The following is an 18,550-nucleotide window of genomic DNA, read 5'->3' as shown; positions in this document are numbered from 1 at the left end:
TATAAATTATGTAAGAAGTTAACTCGTCTTATATTATTAAAACAATGATTTCTAAAAAAAACCTATATTTTACTCAGGATAATCATTTTTTTACACATTGCACATAATACACTATCAATTATCGGTGATATGTTGTAAAATAGTATAATATAAGAGTATAACGGAGGTGATAAAATGAGAATCCTCATCATTGAAGATGATGTGAAGTTATGTAATGCCATATCGTTCCACCTAAAAAATGAGGGATTTTTAACGGACGCCTGCAATACCGGAGACGATGGCCTTTTCTTTGCTATGGAAAGAAACCACGATCTTATTATTCTTGACCGGCTATTACCAGAAATAGATGGTATTACATTATTGGACAAAATCAGAAAAAATCATATAGAAACTCCTGTCATCATGGTAACTGCTTTAGGGGAGCTAAACGATCGTATTGACGGTTTTGAAACCGGCGCAGACGATTATCTTGTAAAGCCCTTTGCCATGGAGGAGTTAATTGTTAGAGTAAAAGCTTTGCTTCGCAGACCGAAGAAAATTGACGATATTACAGAGTTTTCATTTTCTAATATTAAACTAAATATTCAGCATAAGATTTTAAGCAGTGATACAGGCCAATGCGAATTATCCAAAAAAGAAGCTGCATTGATGGAGTTCTTTCTTAGAAATAAGAATCAAATATTATCAAGAGATATCATCTTAAACAGAGTATGGGGCTATGATAGTTTTGTCTGTGAAGCCAATCTAGATAACTACATATCCTTTTTACGAAAAAGATTAAAATCCATTAACAGCAGATGTAAGATATCTACCATTCATTCTGTTGGATACCGTCTGGAGGAATAATCATGTTTCGCGTTTTACAGCGTAGATTTACCTTCATTTATACATTTACGATCAGTTTAATCTTAACCTTCGTTATCATTGTAGTGGTGTATTTTATGTTCAATCAGACATTACTTAATACACAAGCAACGTTAACCAATGTTTTAAATGAAGTGGAATATAAATTGCAGGTAGATAAGAATATTAATCAGGTATGGTTATCAACGATGTCCTCCAAATTCGACACAATGATCCACATTGAAGATAATGGAAAACCACTTTTATATACCAATACCATAAAAAGTCCTACAGAATATGATACTTTAGTAAATAAGGTGAAAGAACTGGCTCTGAAAAAAGATATTAATACTTCTATCTATCCGATATCCTTTGATAAAAAGCTTTCTCCTTTGCTCAAGTTCAGAGGCGACAAATATGAGCCCTATTACAGTTATACCTCTATGCTGGTTTCGGCAAACGGTTGGCAGACGATAATTATTATTAAAAATGTAACCGATCAACATCTTATATTATTACGATATGCAATTACAGCTTTTGTTATTGATTTACTGCTTATTTTATTTGTATACTCGTTCAGCCGTTACTTTGTAATGAAAACTCTTTTACCGGTGGTGGATGCCCAACAAAAACAGAAGGAGTTTATTGCCTCCGCATCCCATGAGCTTAGATCACCTTTAGCCGTTATTCGTGCAATCGTATCATCATTAAAATTAAATGTGGGTACGTCAAAAGACAACCTTCAGAATGAATATTTAAATGATATCGAGGCTGAAGCCGTACGCATGTCTACTCTAATCAATGATTTGCTTGTACTTGCCTCGACGCAGGCTCATAAGTGGTCCATAAAAAAGGAAGCCCTTGATACGGATGCCTTATTATTAGATCTGTATGAGGCTTTTTCTATCCTAGCATCAAAAAAGGGCAGAAAACTTTCCATACATTTACCGGATAAAAGTCTTCCCTGCGTTCTTGCAGATAAGCAACGACTTTGGCAAGCTTTGACTGTGATATTGGATAACGCTCTGGAGTATACTCCTCCAGGTAAGGATATTACTCTAAAAGCCTATACCAAGAAACTAAAAATGTACATTGAAATTATTGACCATGGTGTTGGCATTCCGGATGAACAAAAAGAACTTATATTTAATAATTTTTATCGGGCAGACCCTTCCAAGAATAGTAAGGAACACTTTGGCTTAGGTTTAAGCATAGCCAAGGAACTAATACTTCTTCATGACGGTAAAATCTATGTGCAGGATACCCTCGGTGGAGGAGCCACCTTTGTAATAGAATTGCCCTTAGAGTAGGATATGATATAAGCTAAAACTTTGATATAATGAAACAAAAAATAAAATAAAGTCAGCTTTCACGTACTAATAATTCGCCTAGCATGATATTTTCATCCTGACTTCATATGACTCGTTGAAATTCACTAATTACTTTATCTGATGGTAAAACAGGACCTAAAAACGCAAACTCCTCGCCTTGCTCGTCAGACACTGCGCTTTTTAGCTCCTAAACCATCATCAATAGTAATAAGTGAATTTATCAACTCGTCATAAGGCGCCATGTTAAAAACATCATGCTAGGCGAATGCTATACTGAGAGCTGATTTTATTTTATTTTTTTCTTTTTTCTATCTACAAAGTTTATCGTTATAATATATAGGAAAAATTAATAAAATGACAAATTATTAAGATACTATAAAAGACACAAAATAATTTGCACAATTTAGAGAAAGTATCTCCTTACTACCATTCCACTCATAGAGAGGAGTGAATAAAAATTTGAATATCTACGATATCATTGGACCGGTTATGGTAGGCCCCTCCAGCTCTCATACCGCTGGGGCAGTTCGTATAGGTCTTTTATCCAGAAAACTAATGGATGAAAATATAATAAAAGCTGACATATTTCTTCATGGATCGTTTTATGCTACAGGTAAAGGGCATGGAACAGACCTAGCCTTAGTCGCCGGCTTACTCGGAATGAAGGAGGATGATGATCGTATTCCTTCCAGCTTTCATATTGCTGAAGAATTAGAACTTCAATATTCATTTTCCGGAATTATATTACGGGATGTACATCCCAACTCCGCTTTATTAAAGCTTACCGGTATCAGTGGAAAATATATGGAAATCATCGGCTCCTCCCTGGGCGGTGGCCGCATTATGATAAATCAGATTGATGGTTTAAATGTGAATTTTAGTGGCAATTATCCAACACTGATTGTGCACAACATTGATGAACCGGGTCATATTGCCGATGTTACCGCTATGCTCAGCCATAAATCCATTAATATTGCGCAGATGCAGCTTTACCGGGATGGTCGCGGTGGTAATGCAGTTATGGTAATTGAATGCGATCAGGAGGTTCCTTATGAATCAGTCAAATGGTTGGAAAAGGTTGAGGGTGTTGTTAAAGTATCGTATCTAAGTTTATTAGATTGATCTACTGTATTTATATCAATACGGAATCTTCTTTATAGATAAATTCAAATATATATTTATATTTATTGTGTCAAAAGGCGCTGCGACATTTTCGAATAAAAACTATTGCTACTAACAAATAAGTTTGAAAGCACCAAGGTGCTTTTTACACTTTTATTATATTAAATAATTATACTAGCTATAGCTGAGAGGTTCGCATATTTATGTTCAAATCATTGTCAGATATTATAAAGAGAATAAAAAAAACAGGTTTGCCCTTCTGGGAAATCATACTTGAGGATGACAGTTATGAACGTCAGGTGCCGAAAGAAGAATCCTGGGCTAAAATGAAAAGTCTATATCATGAAATGAAACTAGCAGATGCCTCCTATGATAAAAATTTAAGATCAGCCAGCAATCTGGCTGGGGGTGATGGTGCCAAGGTAAGTGAAGCCCTTGAAAAAGGTGAAATACTGAGTGGCCCTTTTATGGGAGAAGTAATTGCAAAGGCATTAAAAATGGCTGAATCCAATGCCTGCATGAAAAGAATCGTTGCTGCCCCCACCGGAGGTTCCTGTGGAGTGATTCCTGCCGTTTTAATAACCTGTGAAGAAAAACTCAGATTCTCGGAAGATAAAATGATTGAGGCGATGTTTGTTGCTGCCGGTATCGGTCAGGTAATTGCAGAACGGGCATTTATATCCGGTGCCGAAGGAGGCTGTCAGGCTGAGATCGGGTCAGCCAGTTCTATGGCAGCAGGGGCAATCAGCTACCTTAAAGGCGGGGATGGCAACAAGATTATTCATGCAGCCGCTCTTGCCTTAAAGTCTATGCTTGGATCCACCTGTGATCCCGTGGCAGGTTTGGTAGAAATCCCTTGCATCAAAAGAAATGTAATGGGCGCTGTCAATGCTGTTGCCTGTGCTGATATGGCCTGTGCAGGTATTATAAGCCGTATCCCTCCTGATGAGGTAATCGATGCTATGCGAGAGACCGGACTCGCCTTACCGGATAGTTTAAGAGAAACCGGAAAAGGCGGATTAGCACAAACGAAAACAGGGAAAGAAATAAAGAATTCCATCTGGTCATAGAGCTTCGTAGTTAAAGTAAATGCATTTAGGATAGACCGTGCTAGGCTCACACAGCTTCCGTAAAAATTAAAAAAGAACCTATCTAAGATAAGAAAACTCTTATTTTTGATATGTCCTTTTTTATAAAGGAAGTTCTAATAGATTGTATGATTTTTCCATATTTAATTCTCTATCACAATAACTTATCCTTGTAGAATGAATAATCCTGTTATAAGAGTGTCATTGTATCTTATGAAGTTATACCCCGATAAAAAGATATATTATCATTCCTACAAGTCCAGATCCCAATATGATAAAAATCGGATTGGGTTTTCGTTTTCTTAAAACGATGAAGCTGACAAGAAATAAACCTAGGGCAATGAAATTCACGTCTGCCACATTCCATGTAAATCCATGTTCTCCCCAGATAGCTAGGATAAATATAGAAAAACCAGCTGAAGCGATTAAGGCAACGACTGCTGGTCTTAATCCACTTAAAATCCCTTTAACAATTGTTATGTTCTTATACTTAAAGTAAAAATATGCCAGAGTTAACACAATGATAAAGGAAGGCAGTATACATCCAAAGGTTGATATGATTGCACCTCCGACGCCTGCAATCCGGTTTCCGACAAAGGTTGCCGAATTGATTGCAATTGGACCGGGGGTCATCTCTGCTATTGTTATTAAATCCGTAAATTCAGTCATGGTAAGCCATTTCTTAACATCAACAACCTGTTCCTGAATCAAAGGAAGCGCTGCAAACCCGCCACCAATACTAAACAATCCTACCTGTAAAAAACTAAGAAATAATTCAAGATATATTATCATTGGTTACGCCCCTTTCCATGTTTCTCTCTGTAAATGACCGTTATTGCACCAATCAATGCGCAAATCAATATGATAATCACTACATTTACATCAAAAAAGAAAGTGGCAATAAAAGCTATAACCATCATCCATATAGATAACATCTGTTTTCCTTTTGTAACATTTCCTGCTAATTTGAATACAACATCGATGATAACAGCAGCCACACCGGCTTGCATTCCTTTTAGCAAGGCACTTACTATTACACTGTCACGAAATGCACTATAAAAAAATGATACAACCGTTAAAATAATAAGCGGAGGTAGTACTGTTCCGAACACTGACACCACAGCACCGAAGGTGCCGGCAATACGGTAACCGATTAAGATAGAAGTATTCACTGCAATGGCTCCGGGGGAAGATTGGGCAATTGCAATCAAATTCAGCATTTCCTCCTCATCGATCCACATTAACTTTTCAACAAATTTCTTCTTCATCAACGGAACGATAACATATCCACCTCCAAAAGTAAATGCACTTAAAGAAAAGGTGGAGATGAACAGCTTCCAAAATAATTTTCCGGTTATCTTCATATTTTTCTCCTTAGCTTTCTGTCACAGCTCCATGTCTAATAATCGAATTATTATGCATTCATCCTATTAGTATCACGAAATATCTATAGAAAAAGTATTGCTTTGCATAAACCACAATTATTTCCATAGATTTCGTATATTAATCCGTATTCTTTTATTATAAACAGGATAACATCAGTAATCAAGCCAATCTGAACCATTCTTATACAAAAGCAATCAAAAATCAAAACCATTTTACTAATGATAAATTTTTACAAAGCAATAAGTATATTGTAACGTTTTATTATAACTATCATTCACAAGAGTTACTGCCATTTCGCTGTGCTGTTTATTTCGTTGTGTTATTTATTTCGCTGGCATCACCCAATTCCATATCTTTCGTAAGTTCCTCTATCCCCTTCTCTATCTTATTTTTCTTTTCTTTTGTTACCTTAATCCAAGCAGATAACCCACCCTCTGCACCGCAGAAAGCGAATACGCAGGTTATTAAAGTATTTGGTTCTGATCCTGTTTTATATGATATAAATAAACAGGCTGCCGAAAAAAGAATCAAAAAGACAAACATACAGGATAAGGTTATTTTCATATACTTTCCGCTTACTTTTTGCATATAAGTTCACCTATATTTATTATTATACTACATTTTATGTTCTGTTCTTGTAGTTGTGTCATAGGTTAAACAATAGAGCATTACCCATGTTTTTATCAATGAGTTACCAACTCATATAATAAGGGTAATGCTCCTTATAATTCATAATTACATCCTAAACCAAGTATTCAGCGATACTTACTATAAAAGGGATTGTAATACAAGATAATAAAGTTGTTATTGTAAAAATTTCTGCTGATAGTAAAGCATTTTTTCATATTTAATTGAGAAAAGAATACCTGTCGTAGCAGAAGGTGCTGCTGCCATAATAAGTGCAGTTATTAATACAACTTCACTCATAGGGAATCTGCTATAAATAAGTAGTAATATACTCGGTATGAATAATAACTTTAGAAAAGCTATGAAATATACCCTATATCTCGTTAACAATTTAAGTATATTAGTTTTTCCAATTGTAACACCGGCAATTAACATGGCAAAGGGTGTATTAATGCTAGCGATATGGTTAAAGGCCTGATATATTGTATCCGGTACTCTTATCTGCAATAAAAAGAATGTTAAGCCTATGGCAATTGCTATAATAGATGGCGATAAAAGCTTCTTCAGCATGCTTTTTAAACTAAATTCCCTACTGCCTGACATCATTATGACTCCGTGAGTCCAAAGAAAAATATTAAACATAGTAATGGATGCCGTTACATAGAATACCCCTTCCGTTCCAAAGATACCATTTACCAAAGGAATTCCCATAAAGCCGACATTGGCATATATAATGTTGATACGCTCTACTTCCACATCCTTATTTGCGATTAGTTCTTTCAACTTTTTTCCGTTATTATATATCTTTGTTCTTCTTTTTCTTCGAATTACCAGATAGGAAATGAAAATACTCATTAGATGAGTTACCGTTGACAAAATAAGTGAAATCAACAAACCTTCCAATAAATCTTTACTAAATTCCCTCTGGTAAGATACAAAGATAACCATTGGGTTAACCAGCATTAATAAGATATTCGACAGCTTACTGTTGGTTTTCTCGTCAATCAGTTTGGTTTTATAACATATGATACCTATTAAAATGATCATAAATATGACTAATATTTGTTGAAACGTAATACCTGCAAGTGACATTCTCATTCTCCAATTCAGTTTCTAATAACCTACTTATAAAGCAAAATATTCATCGAAAGATCCGATGGATACTTATTTTCACACCAACAGGATTATTCTACTATAATCATTCCCTCTTTACCAGTCTTAAATCTTGGGTAAATTGTTCCTGTTATCTCCACTCTTCATTCTCATTGTATTTACCTATTAAAACTCTTTTTCCTTTGGTACAAAATTAAGCAAAGTTTATTAATAATATTTTGTTCCTATTTAAGTTGCAATAACATTACAACATATGTTATATAATTACAGTACGGTTAATTTTTGGTTTATGTATAAGATATCACTATCCCTGCAATAAGATAATAATCATCAAGACAAAAATACTAAATACTATAGATAGGAGAAATTGATCTATGAGTAAACGATATAAATATTTTAAGAGGCTCTCCCTCTTTTCTATAACCCTATGCCTCTCTTTATTAATCGCAATGTCAGCAACAATAATGGTTGTATATTTCCGACTATCTTCAGCAGCTATCTCTAACAGTTCCCCATTTTTTTACGCACTGTTATTTGGATTGCCTTATATTCCTATCCTTATTGCTTCTTTGATTGTTTACATAAAACTTCGAAAGAAAATTCGTATAGACTACCCGGAACTATTAATCAAACAAGAGAAGCTATCAAAAGAAGTTATTATAAAACGTATCATCAAGTCAATTGCAGCAACAATTATAATTTGCCTTATTCTTTTAATCATTGCTCCCTTTGTGGCCCTTCCATTATTTCTTAATCGTCATGTAGATTATAAAGGTTATACCACGCAGAATTATCCGTTACAGGATATCTATGTGGCAACGGATTATGCTCTAAATGAAAATCAAATATATCTTAAAACAGAAGACGGTCTTAATCTATGGACTTCAGAAATTTTTGCCGAAAACCCAAAAGCAGTTATTATCTACTTAAGTGGTATTGTTCAACCTTCTGTGACCTATTTTTATGGACATGCTAAATACATGCAGGATAACGGTTATGCATCTATTCTTTTGGAGGTTCGTGGACATGGTAAGAGTGATGGTAACAGAATTTGCTTAGGATACGAAGAAACTAAGGATGTACAAGCGGTTGTTGATTATATTCAAAGTAGCCCTAAATATGATGGTGTACCAATCGTTCTACATGGAGTGTCCATGGGAGGCGCGATTGCAGTCAATGCCTTCGGACAAATTGATGAAATAGACGCATTAATTGCAATGTCCGCTTATTCAAGCTTTGAGGATGTGGTAATTGATATCATGGATAACTATGGTATACCCCAATTTATTCAAACCTTTGAAAAACCTCTTATATCTTCATCCTTAAAAATGATGTTTGGCAGTGAAGCAGTCGAACACATAAAACCGATAGAACAAATCAAAAATACGAACGGTAGACCTGTGTTATTAATGGCTTCTTCCGGCGATATGGAAGTTCCCATGGATAACTTACATCGTCTAAAAGATGCGAATCCTAATGTAGAAGTATGGATACGGGATTCCTGGGAACATTTTATTGTAAAGGATTGTGATTTTAAGAATATGGCTAAGGACAAGGAGTATTGTAATAAATTACTTGAGTTTATTGAAAAAAGTCTTGGTTACTGATTTTCTTCAAGCAAACGGAATATGTCTGCCTCAGGTATCGGGTGACAGAACAAGAAACCTTGAATCTTATCACAATTATGTTTCTTCAAGTAATTAAATTGATTTTGAACTTCTACTCCTTCAGCTATAACATTCATCCCCATATTCTTCCCAATCGAAATAATATGACCTACAAAATCATCCTCACTATCTTCTGCTATGTGATCAATAAATATTTTATCTATCTTCATTGTAGTAATTGGAAGTTGTTTTAAATAATTTAGGGAGGAATATCCTTTCCCAAAGTCATCCAGCGCAATTCCGACATTAATATCACGCAGTTCTTGAAGCCTTGAAGCAATAAAATCAAAGGATTCCATTAAGATGGATTCTGTGATCTCTAATTCAAGACATTTCGGTTCTAATTGATGGCTTTGTAGACTTTCCTTTACAATGTCCTGAAAGTTAGTATTTAAAAGCTGTAGTATTGAGATATTTACTGATACCGTTAGGTTTGAATATCCTTTTTCCCTTACCCTTTTTAGAAATCCACACGCTTTATTTAACACCCATTCTCCCAACTGATTTATGAAATGTGTCTCCTCTGCCACTTTAATAAATTTTATCGGTGATACCGCTCCCAGATCAGGACTATTCCATCTAAGAAGCGCCTCAAAACCGGTTATTGTTTCTGTTCTGATGTCAAGTTGCGGTTGATAATGCAGTTCAAATTCATTATGCTCTAAGGCTTTCTCTAAGTATTTCTCAATTGAAATCCTTTCTACTAAATCTTCATGCATAATATCATTAAATGTTACATAGTTCTTTTTTCCTGCTTTTTTAGCCTGATACATAGCGATATCTGCATACTTTAGTAAATTCTCTAAATCATTCCCATGATCGGGGTATATCGAAATACCTATGCTCATACTAATATGAAGATTGCTATTTAGACTATCAAATTCATTCATGAAGTTATTTAGAAGATAAGAAGCATATTCTTCTGCCTGTTTTTCATTTTCTATATGTTGCAAAATTATGATAAATTCGTCTCCACTAAGGCGGTAAAAAGTACAATCTTTCCATAACAAAGAAGTTAATCTCTCACTGATTTTAACAATCAGTTTATCTCCAAATACATGACCTAAGGTATCATTTACATATTTAAAATTATCAATATCTAAAAATAACAGTGCTGCCTTTTTTTCTTCAGAGGTAAAGATATTATTTGCTGTTTCATACAAAGAAAGCTTATTTGGCAAACCGGTTCGTGAATCATAATAAGCAAGATAAGCTAACTTTTCTTCATTCTCCTTAATTTTTTCATTTGCTTTTAACAATGCCTCATATTGATGTCGCATCTCATCATCCGAAGCCGTCAGTTCTTCGTACAGTTGTGTTAACTCTTCATGGTTTTCCGATAAGTTCTTTTTCATCCTTTGTATCTTACGAAGATAAAACAGTAGAATACTGACAAAGGAAATAAGTATGATAAAAGCAAAGACTACACTTAGTACTAATACCTTGTAGGTTTCGTAAAATGAAAAAGGTTTATTGATTATTTCGTAATCTTTCGGCAGTAATTGTGAATCAATATCAAATCGAATCAGCTGATTATAATCAAATACAACTCTAGTAGAATCAGGCGTCATCACCCTGATTTTATCCGGATCCTCCCCTTCAAGAATGCGATTTGCCATGTCAGCGGCATATTCACCCTGTAGTCTACCGCTAAGTAAAGAACCCCCGATAATTCCGTTATTTAATCCAAAATCATAAAGTGAGTATACTGGAACATTACTGAAGTTACTTATTTCTTTTGTAGCATAAGCGATATCAAGAACATTATTATTACCATCACTAAAATAGGTTCCGATTATTATGATGCTGTTTTCATCTAATGCTTGTGCTTGATGCTTAATCTCATCGAAGGATAAATCATTCCATGTGATAACATTCATATCCGGATTAAATTTCTCTATTTTTTCAATTAATATATTCCCTGTTGATATCCCACTCTCAGAGTTATCATTCAGCAAATAAACAGTATGAATTGAGGGGTTGATTTTGCTGGCAATCTTTAGTGTCTTTATCGGATCAATAACCTCTACCACTCCGGTTACCCGATGAAACCCTTCTGTAATTGATCTTACACCTTCACTATTTACACCACAAAATACAATCGGTGCATCAGAGAATATATTCTCCCTATTATTTAAGGCAAATTGAAGCGCTATATCATCTGTAGTTACTATGACATCAATTTTTTTATTATGATATTTATATTTATAATAATCATATAAATAATCAAGATTATCATGAGATTGATAGTTCTTCCAATCCATGTATTCAATAAAAAAGGAAACGTTATCCCCTTTTTCCCTAAATTTATCCATGATGCCTTGGGTTGCTTCTTGTGTCCAAACAAATCCCTGATGATAAGAGTTTAAGATCAAGATTGATTTTATATCACCATTCTCTTTTGCAAATGCATGATGATTGATACCAAGACAAAAAGTTACTATAATTGTCACAATTCTCAGATATTTTATCTTTTTCTTTATCATACAACCCCCATAATGTCTTATGTATAGTATTTTTCAGGATTAGCTCTAAAACTAATATGAGATCCCAATATGTGTATCTTAAGTTCGATCCTCTTGGTTTCAGTCTGTGACTCCTTACATAAATAGTACTAATCTAACATCTTTTATGTTTTAATTATATAACACCCGGAAACATATTCCAAGGGATATATACATTTTACTAATCTTATTTGCTTCATATCTTATACATTTAATCGCTACGATAAAAAAGCGTTAATAAAAATAAAGATTTATGCTTTCGCATAAATCTTTATTTTTCTCACACTTTTTTTATTCTATATTGACAAATGAAGTCAAGCTTAAACTGTATTAATTAATAGCCTGCATTATCATAATCAAGCTTTGCTCCATAGTAGGAGTATTTCGGTGCTAAATCTTTATCGAACAATAATGGGCTTCTGTCACGTCTCCATGATAAATGATCTGCAAATCCCCAGAATGTAATTACAGATACTGCAGTATTTCCTGCTGCATTTTCCTCAACAATTCTGCTTACAAGCTCATAATAATACTGACCCTGAGCCTTTAAGTTCTCTTCTGTGGGCTGCATAATATTTTGCCATGTTCCAAGACTAACGTCAAGTTCTGTAATCTGAACATCCAGTCCCAAAGCACTGAATGCCTTTAAAGTTTGCATGTATTTATCAATGGAATCTTTCGTATATAAATGTCCTTGACAGCCGATACCATCAATCAGGGATCTACCGGTATCATCTACAAGAGATTGAGCCAGTTTTACAACAGCTTGGGTTTTGAACTGTTCATTGAAGTCATTATAAAAAAGTCCTACGCTTTCCGGAGCATATTTATCTGCAAAATTAAATGCATGCCAGATATAATCGTCACCAATAATTTGTTTATATAAGCTATCGCGATAGGATCCGTCATCTAAGAGTGCTTCATTCACAACGTCATAGGAATAGAACATGTCTAAATAACCAAGTGCCTCCAGCTTTTCAAACACCTGTTTAATATAGCTCTCCATGCGGGCAAGCATTGTATCACGGTCAACTAAACCTTTGGATTTATCAAAATCAACATAGAATATCCAATCCGGAGTCTGACTGTACCAAACCAAAGTATGACCACGGAGTGCCATCCCCTTACTCTTGGCCCAGTCTAAAAGTTCAGTCGTCCTCTGTGGAAATGTTACGACGATATCTCCTGTGGCAACACTCTCAGCTCTGTCCAGAATATAATCCGGTTTCATAAAGTTTTCTAAGGTAATACTGGTAAAATTCTCAGTAATTAAATTTGCATAATTATCATTTTTGATCATAGCGTCAGATAAACAAGTACCTGCTGTAATACCAACCTGCTCATAGACATCTTTAATTCCACCGTCTAACACTAATTGTGTTTCCTGATCATTTGCAGCATCCTTATCTTCTGCACTTTTATCTTCTGATTCAGCCGGTGTTACTGCCTCTTCCTCATCAGTTACATCTTCTGTTTCTTTCTCATCTTGTGCATTATCTTCTTGTGTTTCTGTTTCGGCTTGTTCAGTCTCAGGGTTATCAATCGGATTCTTTTCTTCTTTGTTACAGCCGCCCATAACTCCCAATATCAGTACCATCAATATGATTAATGCTATTTTGTAAATTCTTTGTTTCATGCCAACCTCCAATTAGTAATTTTTTTAACGCTCACCATAAAATATAGCATTAACTGACCTACTTGTCTATCCTATTATAAGCCACTTCTACTAACAAAATCGACTTTAGCATCTTACATGTTTGCGCTTAAATCCTAGTTTTCCTTTATCTGCAGCATTTTGAATATATTCAGCAGCAACATTTGTTTTACATTGGGTTTTGCCCATAAAAACTTCTACCTTACCAACTTCGACGGCAATTTTTTTAGCCTCTTCGTGAAGCGGTAAATAAGAAATGCCCACAGACATTATAAAATTATTCATAGCATATTTGGTTCGATTGGGCTGATTGTGTATTGTATCCCGTACCCTGTAAAGCATGGATAACAGTTTATCCTTGTCAAATTCACTGTCTTTACGAGATCCTAATAACCAGTCATAACAGCTCCAACCTGCCGACATAGTTAATTCATCTTTGCTGTCTATAAAACGGTCTGCTACCGTAAAGGCTATATCTGTTTCGGCAAGGGTTACTGCTACTATATAGTCCGATATCATATAAAAATATGCACCTTCTATCCATCTGTCAAAATCTTCTTCTGTCATTTTTTTAGGCTCCGCTATCATACCGGCTAAATACATGGCATCATAATTACCTGTGGCATAAAGCTGCTCTGCCAAAGGTTGATTATATTTTATCTTTTTAAATATCGGCTTCATAGCACTTATTGATACGCCAAAAACAGGCTCTCGTGCACCATTATTCAGATATGTTTTTTTCGTTCGCTCTGTACCAAGGGCTTTAAGCTCTTCCATAATTTCGTTTAGTTCCATTGGTATATCTCCTTTCATACTTCTCCTCATCAGTCTGGTTTTAGCCTTAATTATACCTTTTAAATTATTCATGTCAATTAATTATTATTTTATCCTGATTTTTTACCTTTACATCAGTAAATACATATCCTCCAAATAATCATTTAAGAATGTATTTAATAAATAATGAAAAGGAATGAATCCTATACAATATAGAACTCATTCCTCTAGAAACACTTATAACAAAGTACTTCCTTATAGTTCACTTCTTAAAGAGTGCGTTTATAATTATTCTTCCATATTATAACTTTTTAATAATTTATTGGCAGTGGCTATTGTTACCTTATACCGTCGAAACAAGCATCAATATGTTTATCATCAAACTTTGACTTAGTAATCATAGCTACTACAATAGTAACAACAGTTGAAACCGTAAGTGAAATAATAATCGGATCAATAACGGCAAGTTGACTTCCCGGAGGAGACAGCGTTTCCTTTCCAAATAGTAACGAACATACTTTCAATACGGCCGATTCTTTCGTATGTATAAACATCATCCATAAAACACTGGTTATAAATCCGGCACTCATTCCGGAAATGGCTGCTGTTTTTGAAAGCTTTTTAAAATATAAAGCTCCAACGTATAAAGGTAAAAAAGCCGAAGCACATACTCCAAAAAACAATCCGGTACTAATCGCTATGGCACCATCCCAAACTGACGGAAGAACATAAGCAAGAAAAACAGTTATTAATATAGCTACAAGGACTCCTCCTCTGGTTATAAACATCAATTTTTTATCATCACAATCTTTATTTGAATACAGGTCTCTCCCTACTGCTGTACCTATAGCATGAAACTGAGAACTAATTGTTGACATCCCCGCTGCTACAATAACCACAAAGAAGATCGCCATAAACCATTCCGGCATGAAAGTCTGCAAAAACACGGGGATTACATTGTCCGTTCCTTGTGCCGCAACTACGGCGATTTGTCCGAATTTCTCAAAAAAGTAAACATTTGATAAGGGGCCAACGATAAAAGCAACACCTGTCATCATAAAAATGAAAATGCCTCCTGCCGGAATTGCTCGATTAATTTCCCGATTACTCTTAACAGTCATAAATCTTACTATTAACTGTGGTTGTGCAAGCACCCCTATACCGACACCCATAACAATGGAAGATACGACAACCCACCAACTCGTAGATAAGAACGTTGGCATAGCGGTCCAGCCATTAAAGCCTGAAGGTACTTTTAATTGTTCTATCACCGCAGGATTATTCATTAAATCTGTAAGCTTTTGATGTGCAGCACTTATGCCACCTAATCCCGAATAAACAGATACCAATAATATAGCCATACCTATAAACATAACACTGCCTTGAAATGCATCTGAATACATAACACCTTTTATACCACCAAAGAATACGTAGATAGCAACAATGATAGAGAAGAAAAATAGAGCAACATTATAATTAATTTCAAGACTCCATTCAATAAACTTGGCAGCACCGATCATGACTGCCGCAGTATATACAGGCATAAGAAGAAATATGACTAATCCTGCAAACTTTTGCATAAGCTTTGATTGATATCTCTTTCCAATTAGCTCCGGAAAAGTATGGGCGCCTAAATTGTGACCCATTTTTCTTGTTCTTTTGCCAAAAAGTATAAAGGCAATAATAATCCCAAAGAAAATATTCATAAATGTCAACCAAAGTAAACTCATTCCAAATAGTGCCGCAGTACCACCAAAACCAATGATAGCAGAAGTACTGATAAACGTTGCTCCATAGGATAAAGCCATAACCATAGGATGTATTTTCCTGCCACCAATCAGATAATCTTCTGAGCTTTTTGTGTGCTTAAACCCCAAATATCCAAGGATGCCAACAATACCTAGGTATAAAATAGTTATAACAACTTTTAACCCCATAATACAAAACCTCCATTGATTCTTTCGTTATAATACATTATTGATCTTATCTTCCGTTTGCTCCCATAATAATTCTTCTGTCATTTCATCTTTTTCTTTTTCTTGACCTTTGTTCCAATTCCGGTAGCCATATACTACACAAAAGATCGAACATGCAATACATAACGAAAGTACTATAAAAATATTAATGTCTTGTAACCCAAACACATAAATCCCCCTTTCTGTTTTATCACTTTAAACTTCTACGCTTTAAAGTGATATATTATTAAAAAGTATATATGATTTATAAGTATCTGTCAATAAATAGAAGAAATCTCCTAGCCATCTTGTTGCCGAAGAAATTTCTAAATCATCTTATATAGGAAATTCACTTCGACGCATCCTAAAAAAAAAGAAAGAAGAATCTGTCGTAAAATGAAACTAAGAGATAATAAACTTTCTCCCAGCATAACCATTAACAACAGATCCTTTTATTGTATTTCATAATTTACACCAATGATTTACCTTATCCTATTAATGATATGAAGAATCTTATCTTTTATTTATTAACCTTCCATGCATATTAAAATAAGATTCCTTCTGTACTTCCCTTTATTTATTACGGCATACGCGAAAACCCTGATCAGAGCCCATTCCGTTCGCCTCGAACTTACCCCGGTAAGACGGCTCGCAACAACTGACATCACCTAGCCATCCCCCACCTTTCCAAACACGGTAAGTGCCACTGTTAACATTCATATCTTCATACCAATCCCAACACCATTCTCTTACATTACCGGACATATCATATATTCCTAACTCGTTGGGTTTCTTAGTCCCTACAAGTTTTGTCTGATTATTGTTATTATCAACCGCCGCACAGCTCCAGTCTCCCGATAAATACGTATCTCCAGCATTTTTCCAATACCATGCTACTTCATCTGCATCATCACTTCCACTATAGGTATAGCTCTTACTCATCTGGCCTCCGCCTGCTGCATACTCCCATTCTGCTTCTGTCGGTAATCGGTATCCGTTCGCTTCCTCATTAATCGTTATGGTCCATTTAATATTATCATATTCACTTATATTATTCGGATCTATTTTCACTTTATCTATATTGTAATGCGGTTCTAAGCCCTCTTTTATACTTCTCTTATTACAATATTCCACAGCCTCATACCAGCTTACCATTTCTACCGGTAAATTATCCCCTTTAAATTCCGAGGGATTACTCTCCATCACTTCAATCCATTCTTTCTGTGTTATCTCATATTTGCTGATATAAAAGTCCGTTAATGTTACATTACTTCCATAAAAGTTGGAATTCGTGTTAAGAAATCTCCCTCCTTTCACTAACACAAGATTATCAGACTCTTTTTTCGAACAAGCACTTAAAATAGCCATGATTGCTAATACCATCATAATAAATCTTATTTTCATAGATATATCTCCTTTATCTGACGAAAGTTAGTTTCTTAACCGTCTATTGTTTAATTCCTGTAATGTCGTGGCCAATTTACAGGAAATATTATATTGGTTCATAACCAATTCAGATAAGCACATCCAGCATCTTTCCCACGCCCAGTGCTGCTGCTTCGAATGGTAATATTCTTGTAGTATGTAGGTAAGTAGTATTTTAATATGTAAGGCCTACAGCTTTTGAAACCATACGGCTTTATCTATATCAATTAATTTAACGGCCATAACCCGTTAGAAATCCTATTTTAATATGATCTTTTACCATGCAGTAACGTTAGCATATCCGCTACTTTGATATCCTTCAACCGCCATTACCTGGTATGACCAGCTACTACCCAAATTCATGCCTTTACTTCTCCAGGCGTTAACATGGTTGCTAAAAGTAATTTTTACATTACTGCCGGTCGGTCTCTTTGACTGTCTAACGCTCCAAAACTGCTGGAAGGTTTGAGTCCCGTCGATGGAAGGCGCGTTATATCGCATAGTCGTATATATATCATAGTTACCACCATCACTATACACAGTTCCCTTATGTGTTCCGGTAGGCCTATAAGTGCCCCAGGAATCAACTATGTAATACTCGATAAGCGCGTTTCTTGTCCATCCATAGAAAGTCAGATATCCGTTACCGGACGGTGAAAAGGCGCCGGCATTGTAATTACATACTCTGGATGCTGATCCCTGACTCCATCCCTTACCAACAACAAAGTTCCCGCAATTTCTCCAACTAACACTGTAATTTCCTCCGGAGCCATTGGTTGCGTTAACTGTTCCTCCACCATCGGTCCAATTCTGCCAGTAGTTTGTCGCTGCTAATGCAGTGCTAGCAAACATGGTGGATAAACACATCGTAATTGCAAAAAATACCGCTAAAACTTTCCTATTTAACTTACGCATACTTATATCCTCCTTTATTCGATTTTTTGTTACTACTTACCTACACACTATATTGAATACTACCTTATAAAAAATCACTCCCTTTTCATTTGTCTTAAAAAAGAAAGACAATGTGATAATAATCATTGTTTACATATCGTACGGAT

The 18,550-nt window shown here is 35.2% G+C and carries 16 protein-coding genes; 5 read left to right on the top strand and 11 right to left on the bottom strand.

The genetic code is table 11. From position 1 onward, the window contains the following. Positions 1 to 174 precede the first annotated feature (174 nt). The 4 genes from I5677_RS00300 to sdaAA all read left to right on the top strand — a co-directional run bounded on the left by I5677_RS00300 (position 175) and on the right by sdaAA (position 4,366). Positions 175 to 846: a response regulator transcription factor gene (locus I5677_RS00300; protein WP_197659558.1), complete on the top strand. Its 672-nt coding sequence runs from the start codon at positions 175 to 177 to the stop codon at positions 844 to 846. A gap of 2 nt (positions 847 to 848) precedes the next feature. Then, entirely contained in the window at positions 849 to 2,153 is a 1,305-nt protein-coding gene (locus I5677_RS00295; RefSeq protein ID WP_197659557.1) for a sensor histidine kinase, read from the top strand. Between the two features lie 480 nt (positions 2,154 to 2,633). Continuing rightward, complete coding sequence (gene sdaAB / locus I5677_RS00290; protein ID WP_197659556.1) at positions 2,634 to 3,296, top strand: L-serine ammonia-lyase, iron-sulfur-dependent subunit beta; 663 nt, start codon at positions 2,634 to 2,636, stop codon at positions 3,294 to 3,296. Positions 3,297 to 3,499: 203 nt separating this feature from the next. Beyond that, positions 3,500 to 4,366: an L-serine ammonia-lyase, iron-sulfur-dependent, subunit alpha gene (gene sdaAA, locus I5677_RS00285; protein WP_197659555.1), complete on the top strand. Its 867-nt coding sequence runs from the start codon at positions 3,500 to 3,502 to the stop codon at positions 4,364 to 4,366. Between the two features lie 237 nt (positions 4,367 to 4,603). On the opposite strand, the gene I5677_RS00280 is transcribed toward sdaAA, so the two are convergent. The 4 genes from I5677_RS00280 to I5677_RS00265 form a co-directional block, all read right to left on the bottom strand. Continuing rightward, positions 4,604 to 5,173, bottom strand: coding sequence for a chromate transporter (locus I5677_RS00280; RefSeq protein ID WP_197659846.1), 570 nt, complete (start codon positions 5,171 to 5,173; stop codon positions 4,604 to 4,606). Further along, entirely contained in the window at positions 5,173 to 5,748 is a 576-nt protein-coding gene (locus tag I5677_RS00275) for a chromate transporter (RefSeq protein ID WP_197659554.1), read from the bottom strand. The genes I5677_RS00280 and I5677_RS00275 overlap by 1 nt, the downstream gene beginning before the upstream one ends. A 328-nt stretch (positions 5,749 to 6,076) precedes the next feature. Further along, positions 6,077 to 6,358, bottom strand: coding sequence for a hypothetical protein (locus I5677_RS00270; RefSeq protein WP_197659553.1), 282 nt, complete (start codon positions 6,356 to 6,358; stop codon positions 6,077 to 6,079). Between the two features lie 216 nt (positions 6,359 to 6,574). Continuing rightward, complete coding sequence (locus I5677_RS00265; RefSeq protein WP_197659552.1) at positions 6,575 to 7,489, bottom strand: AEC family transporter; 915 nt, start codon at positions 7,487 to 7,489, stop codon at positions 6,575 to 6,577. Positions 7,490 to 7,884: 395 nt separating this feature from the next. On the opposite strand from I5677_RS00265, the gene I5677_RS00260 reads away from it, so the two are divergent. Then, positions 7,885 to 9,117 carry an alpha/beta hydrolase gene (locus I5677_RS00260; RefSeq protein ID WP_243456448.1) on the top strand — a complete coding sequence of 411 codons (1,233 nt, stop codon included), beginning with the start codon at positions 7,885 to 7,887 and terminating at the stop codon, positions 9,115 to 9,117. Here I5677_RS00260 and I5677_RS00255 read toward each other — a convergent pair. The 7 genes from I5677_RS00255 to I5677_RS00225 form a co-directional block, all read right to left on the bottom strand. Beyond that, complete coding sequence (locus tag I5677_RS00255) at positions 9,111 to 11,663, bottom strand: ABC transporter substrate binding protein (protein ID WP_197659551.1); 2,553 nt, start codon at positions 11,661 to 11,663, stop codon at positions 9,111 to 9,113. The genes I5677_RS00260 and I5677_RS00255 overlap by 7 nt on opposite strands. Positions 11,664 to 12,015: 352 nt before the next feature. Then, positions 12,016 to 13,317, bottom strand: coding sequence for an endo-1,4-beta-xylanase (locus I5677_RS00250; protein WP_197659550.1), 1,302 nt, complete (start codon positions 13,315 to 13,317; stop codon positions 12,016 to 12,018). A 105-nt stretch (positions 13,318 to 13,422) separates the two neighbouring features. Continuing rightward, positions 13,423 to 14,202: a DNA alkylation repair protein gene (locus I5677_RS00245; protein ID WP_243456447.1), complete on the bottom strand. Its 780-nt coding sequence runs from the start codon at positions 14,200 to 14,202 to the stop codon at positions 13,423 to 13,425. 245 nt (positions 14,203 to 14,447) lie between these two features. Next, the gene (locus I5677_RS00240; RefSeq protein ID WP_197659549.1) at positions 14,448 to 16,046 is read right to left on the bottom strand and encodes a sodium:solute symporter family protein; all 1,599 of its coding nucleotides are present in this window, start codon (positions 16,044 to 16,046) and stop codon (positions 14,448 to 14,450) included. Between the two features lie 27 nt (positions 16,047 to 16,073). Next, positions 16,074 to 16,253, bottom strand: coding sequence for a symporter small accessory protein (locus tag I5677_RS00235; RefSeq protein ID WP_197659548.1), 180 nt, complete (start codon positions 16,251 to 16,253; stop codon positions 16,074 to 16,076). Positions 16,254 to 16,637: 384 nt separating this feature from the next. Beyond that, complete coding sequence (locus I5677_RS00230) at positions 16,638 to 17,468, bottom strand: formylglycine-generating enzyme family protein (protein WP_197659547.1); 831 nt, start codon at positions 17,466 to 17,468, stop codon at positions 16,638 to 16,640. A gap of 297 nt (positions 17,469 to 17,765) precedes the next feature. Further along, a complete protein-coding gene (locus I5677_RS00225) occupies positions 17,766 to 18,404 on the bottom strand; it encodes a glycoside hydrolase family 11 protein (protein WP_197659546.1) in 639 nt (212 codons plus the stop codon). Positions 18,405 to 18,550 lie beyond the last annotated feature (146 nt).

This window comes from Mobilitalea sibirica (genome assembly GCF_015999265.1).
Lineage (GTDB): Bacteria > Bacillota > Clostridia > Lachnospirales > Lachnospiraceae > Mobilitalea > Mobilitalea sibirica.
The sequence above is the reverse complement of the archived record's forward strand: the minus strand, read 5'-3'. Positions and strand labels throughout refer to the sequence as shown.

Bases quoted from the DNA above. Each gene is read 5' to 3' on its own strand.
- I5677_RS00300 (WP_197659558.1), top strand. From the start codon at position 175: ATGAGAATCCTCATCATTGAAGATGATGTGAAGTTATGTAATGCCATA.
- I5677_RS00295 (WP_197659557.1), top strand. From the start codon at position 849: ATGTTTCGCGTTTTACAGCGTAGATTTACCTTCATTTATACATTTACG.
- sdaAA (WP_197659555.1), top strand. From the start codon at position 3,500: ATGTTCAAATCATTGTCAGATATTATAAAGAGAATAAAAAAAACAGGT.
- I5677_RS00275 (WP_197659554.1), bottom strand. From the start codon at position 5,748: ATGAAGATAACCGGAAAATTATTTTGGAAGCTGTTCATCTCCACCTTT.
- I5677_RS00270 (WP_197659553.1), bottom strand. From the start codon at position 6,358: ATGCAAAAAGTAAGCGGAAAGTATATGAAAATAACCTTATCCTGTATG.
- I5677_RS00265 (WP_197659552.1), bottom strand. From the start codon at position 7,489: ATGTCACTTGCAGGTATTACGTTTCAACAAATATTAGTCATATTTATG.
- I5677_RS00260 (WP_243456448.1), top strand. From the start codon at position 7,885: ATGAGTAAACGATATAAATATTTTAAGAGGCTCTCCCTCTTTTCTATA.
- I5677_RS00255 (WP_197659551.1), bottom strand. From the start codon at position 11,663: ATGATAAAGAAAAAGATAAAATATCTGAGAATTGTGACAATTATAGTA.
- I5677_RS00250 (WP_197659550.1), bottom strand. From the start codon at position 13,317: ATGAAACAAAGAATTTACAAAATAGCATTAATCATATTGATGGTACTG.
- I5677_RS00245 (WP_243456447.1), bottom strand. From the start codon at position 14,202: ATGAATAATTTAAAAGGTATAATTAAGGCTAAAACCAGACTGATGAGG.
- I5677_RS00240 (WP_197659549.1), bottom strand. From the start codon at position 16,046: ATGGGGTTAAAAGTTGTTATAACTATTTTATACCTAGGTATTGTTGGC.
- I5677_RS00230 (WP_197659547.1), bottom strand. From the start codon at position 17,468: ATGAAAATAAGATTTATTATGATGGTATTAGCAATCATGGCTATTTTA.
- I5677_RS00225 (WP_197659546.1), bottom strand. From the start codon at position 18,404: ATGCGTAAGTTAAATAGGAAAGTTTTAGCGGTATTTTTTGCAATTACG.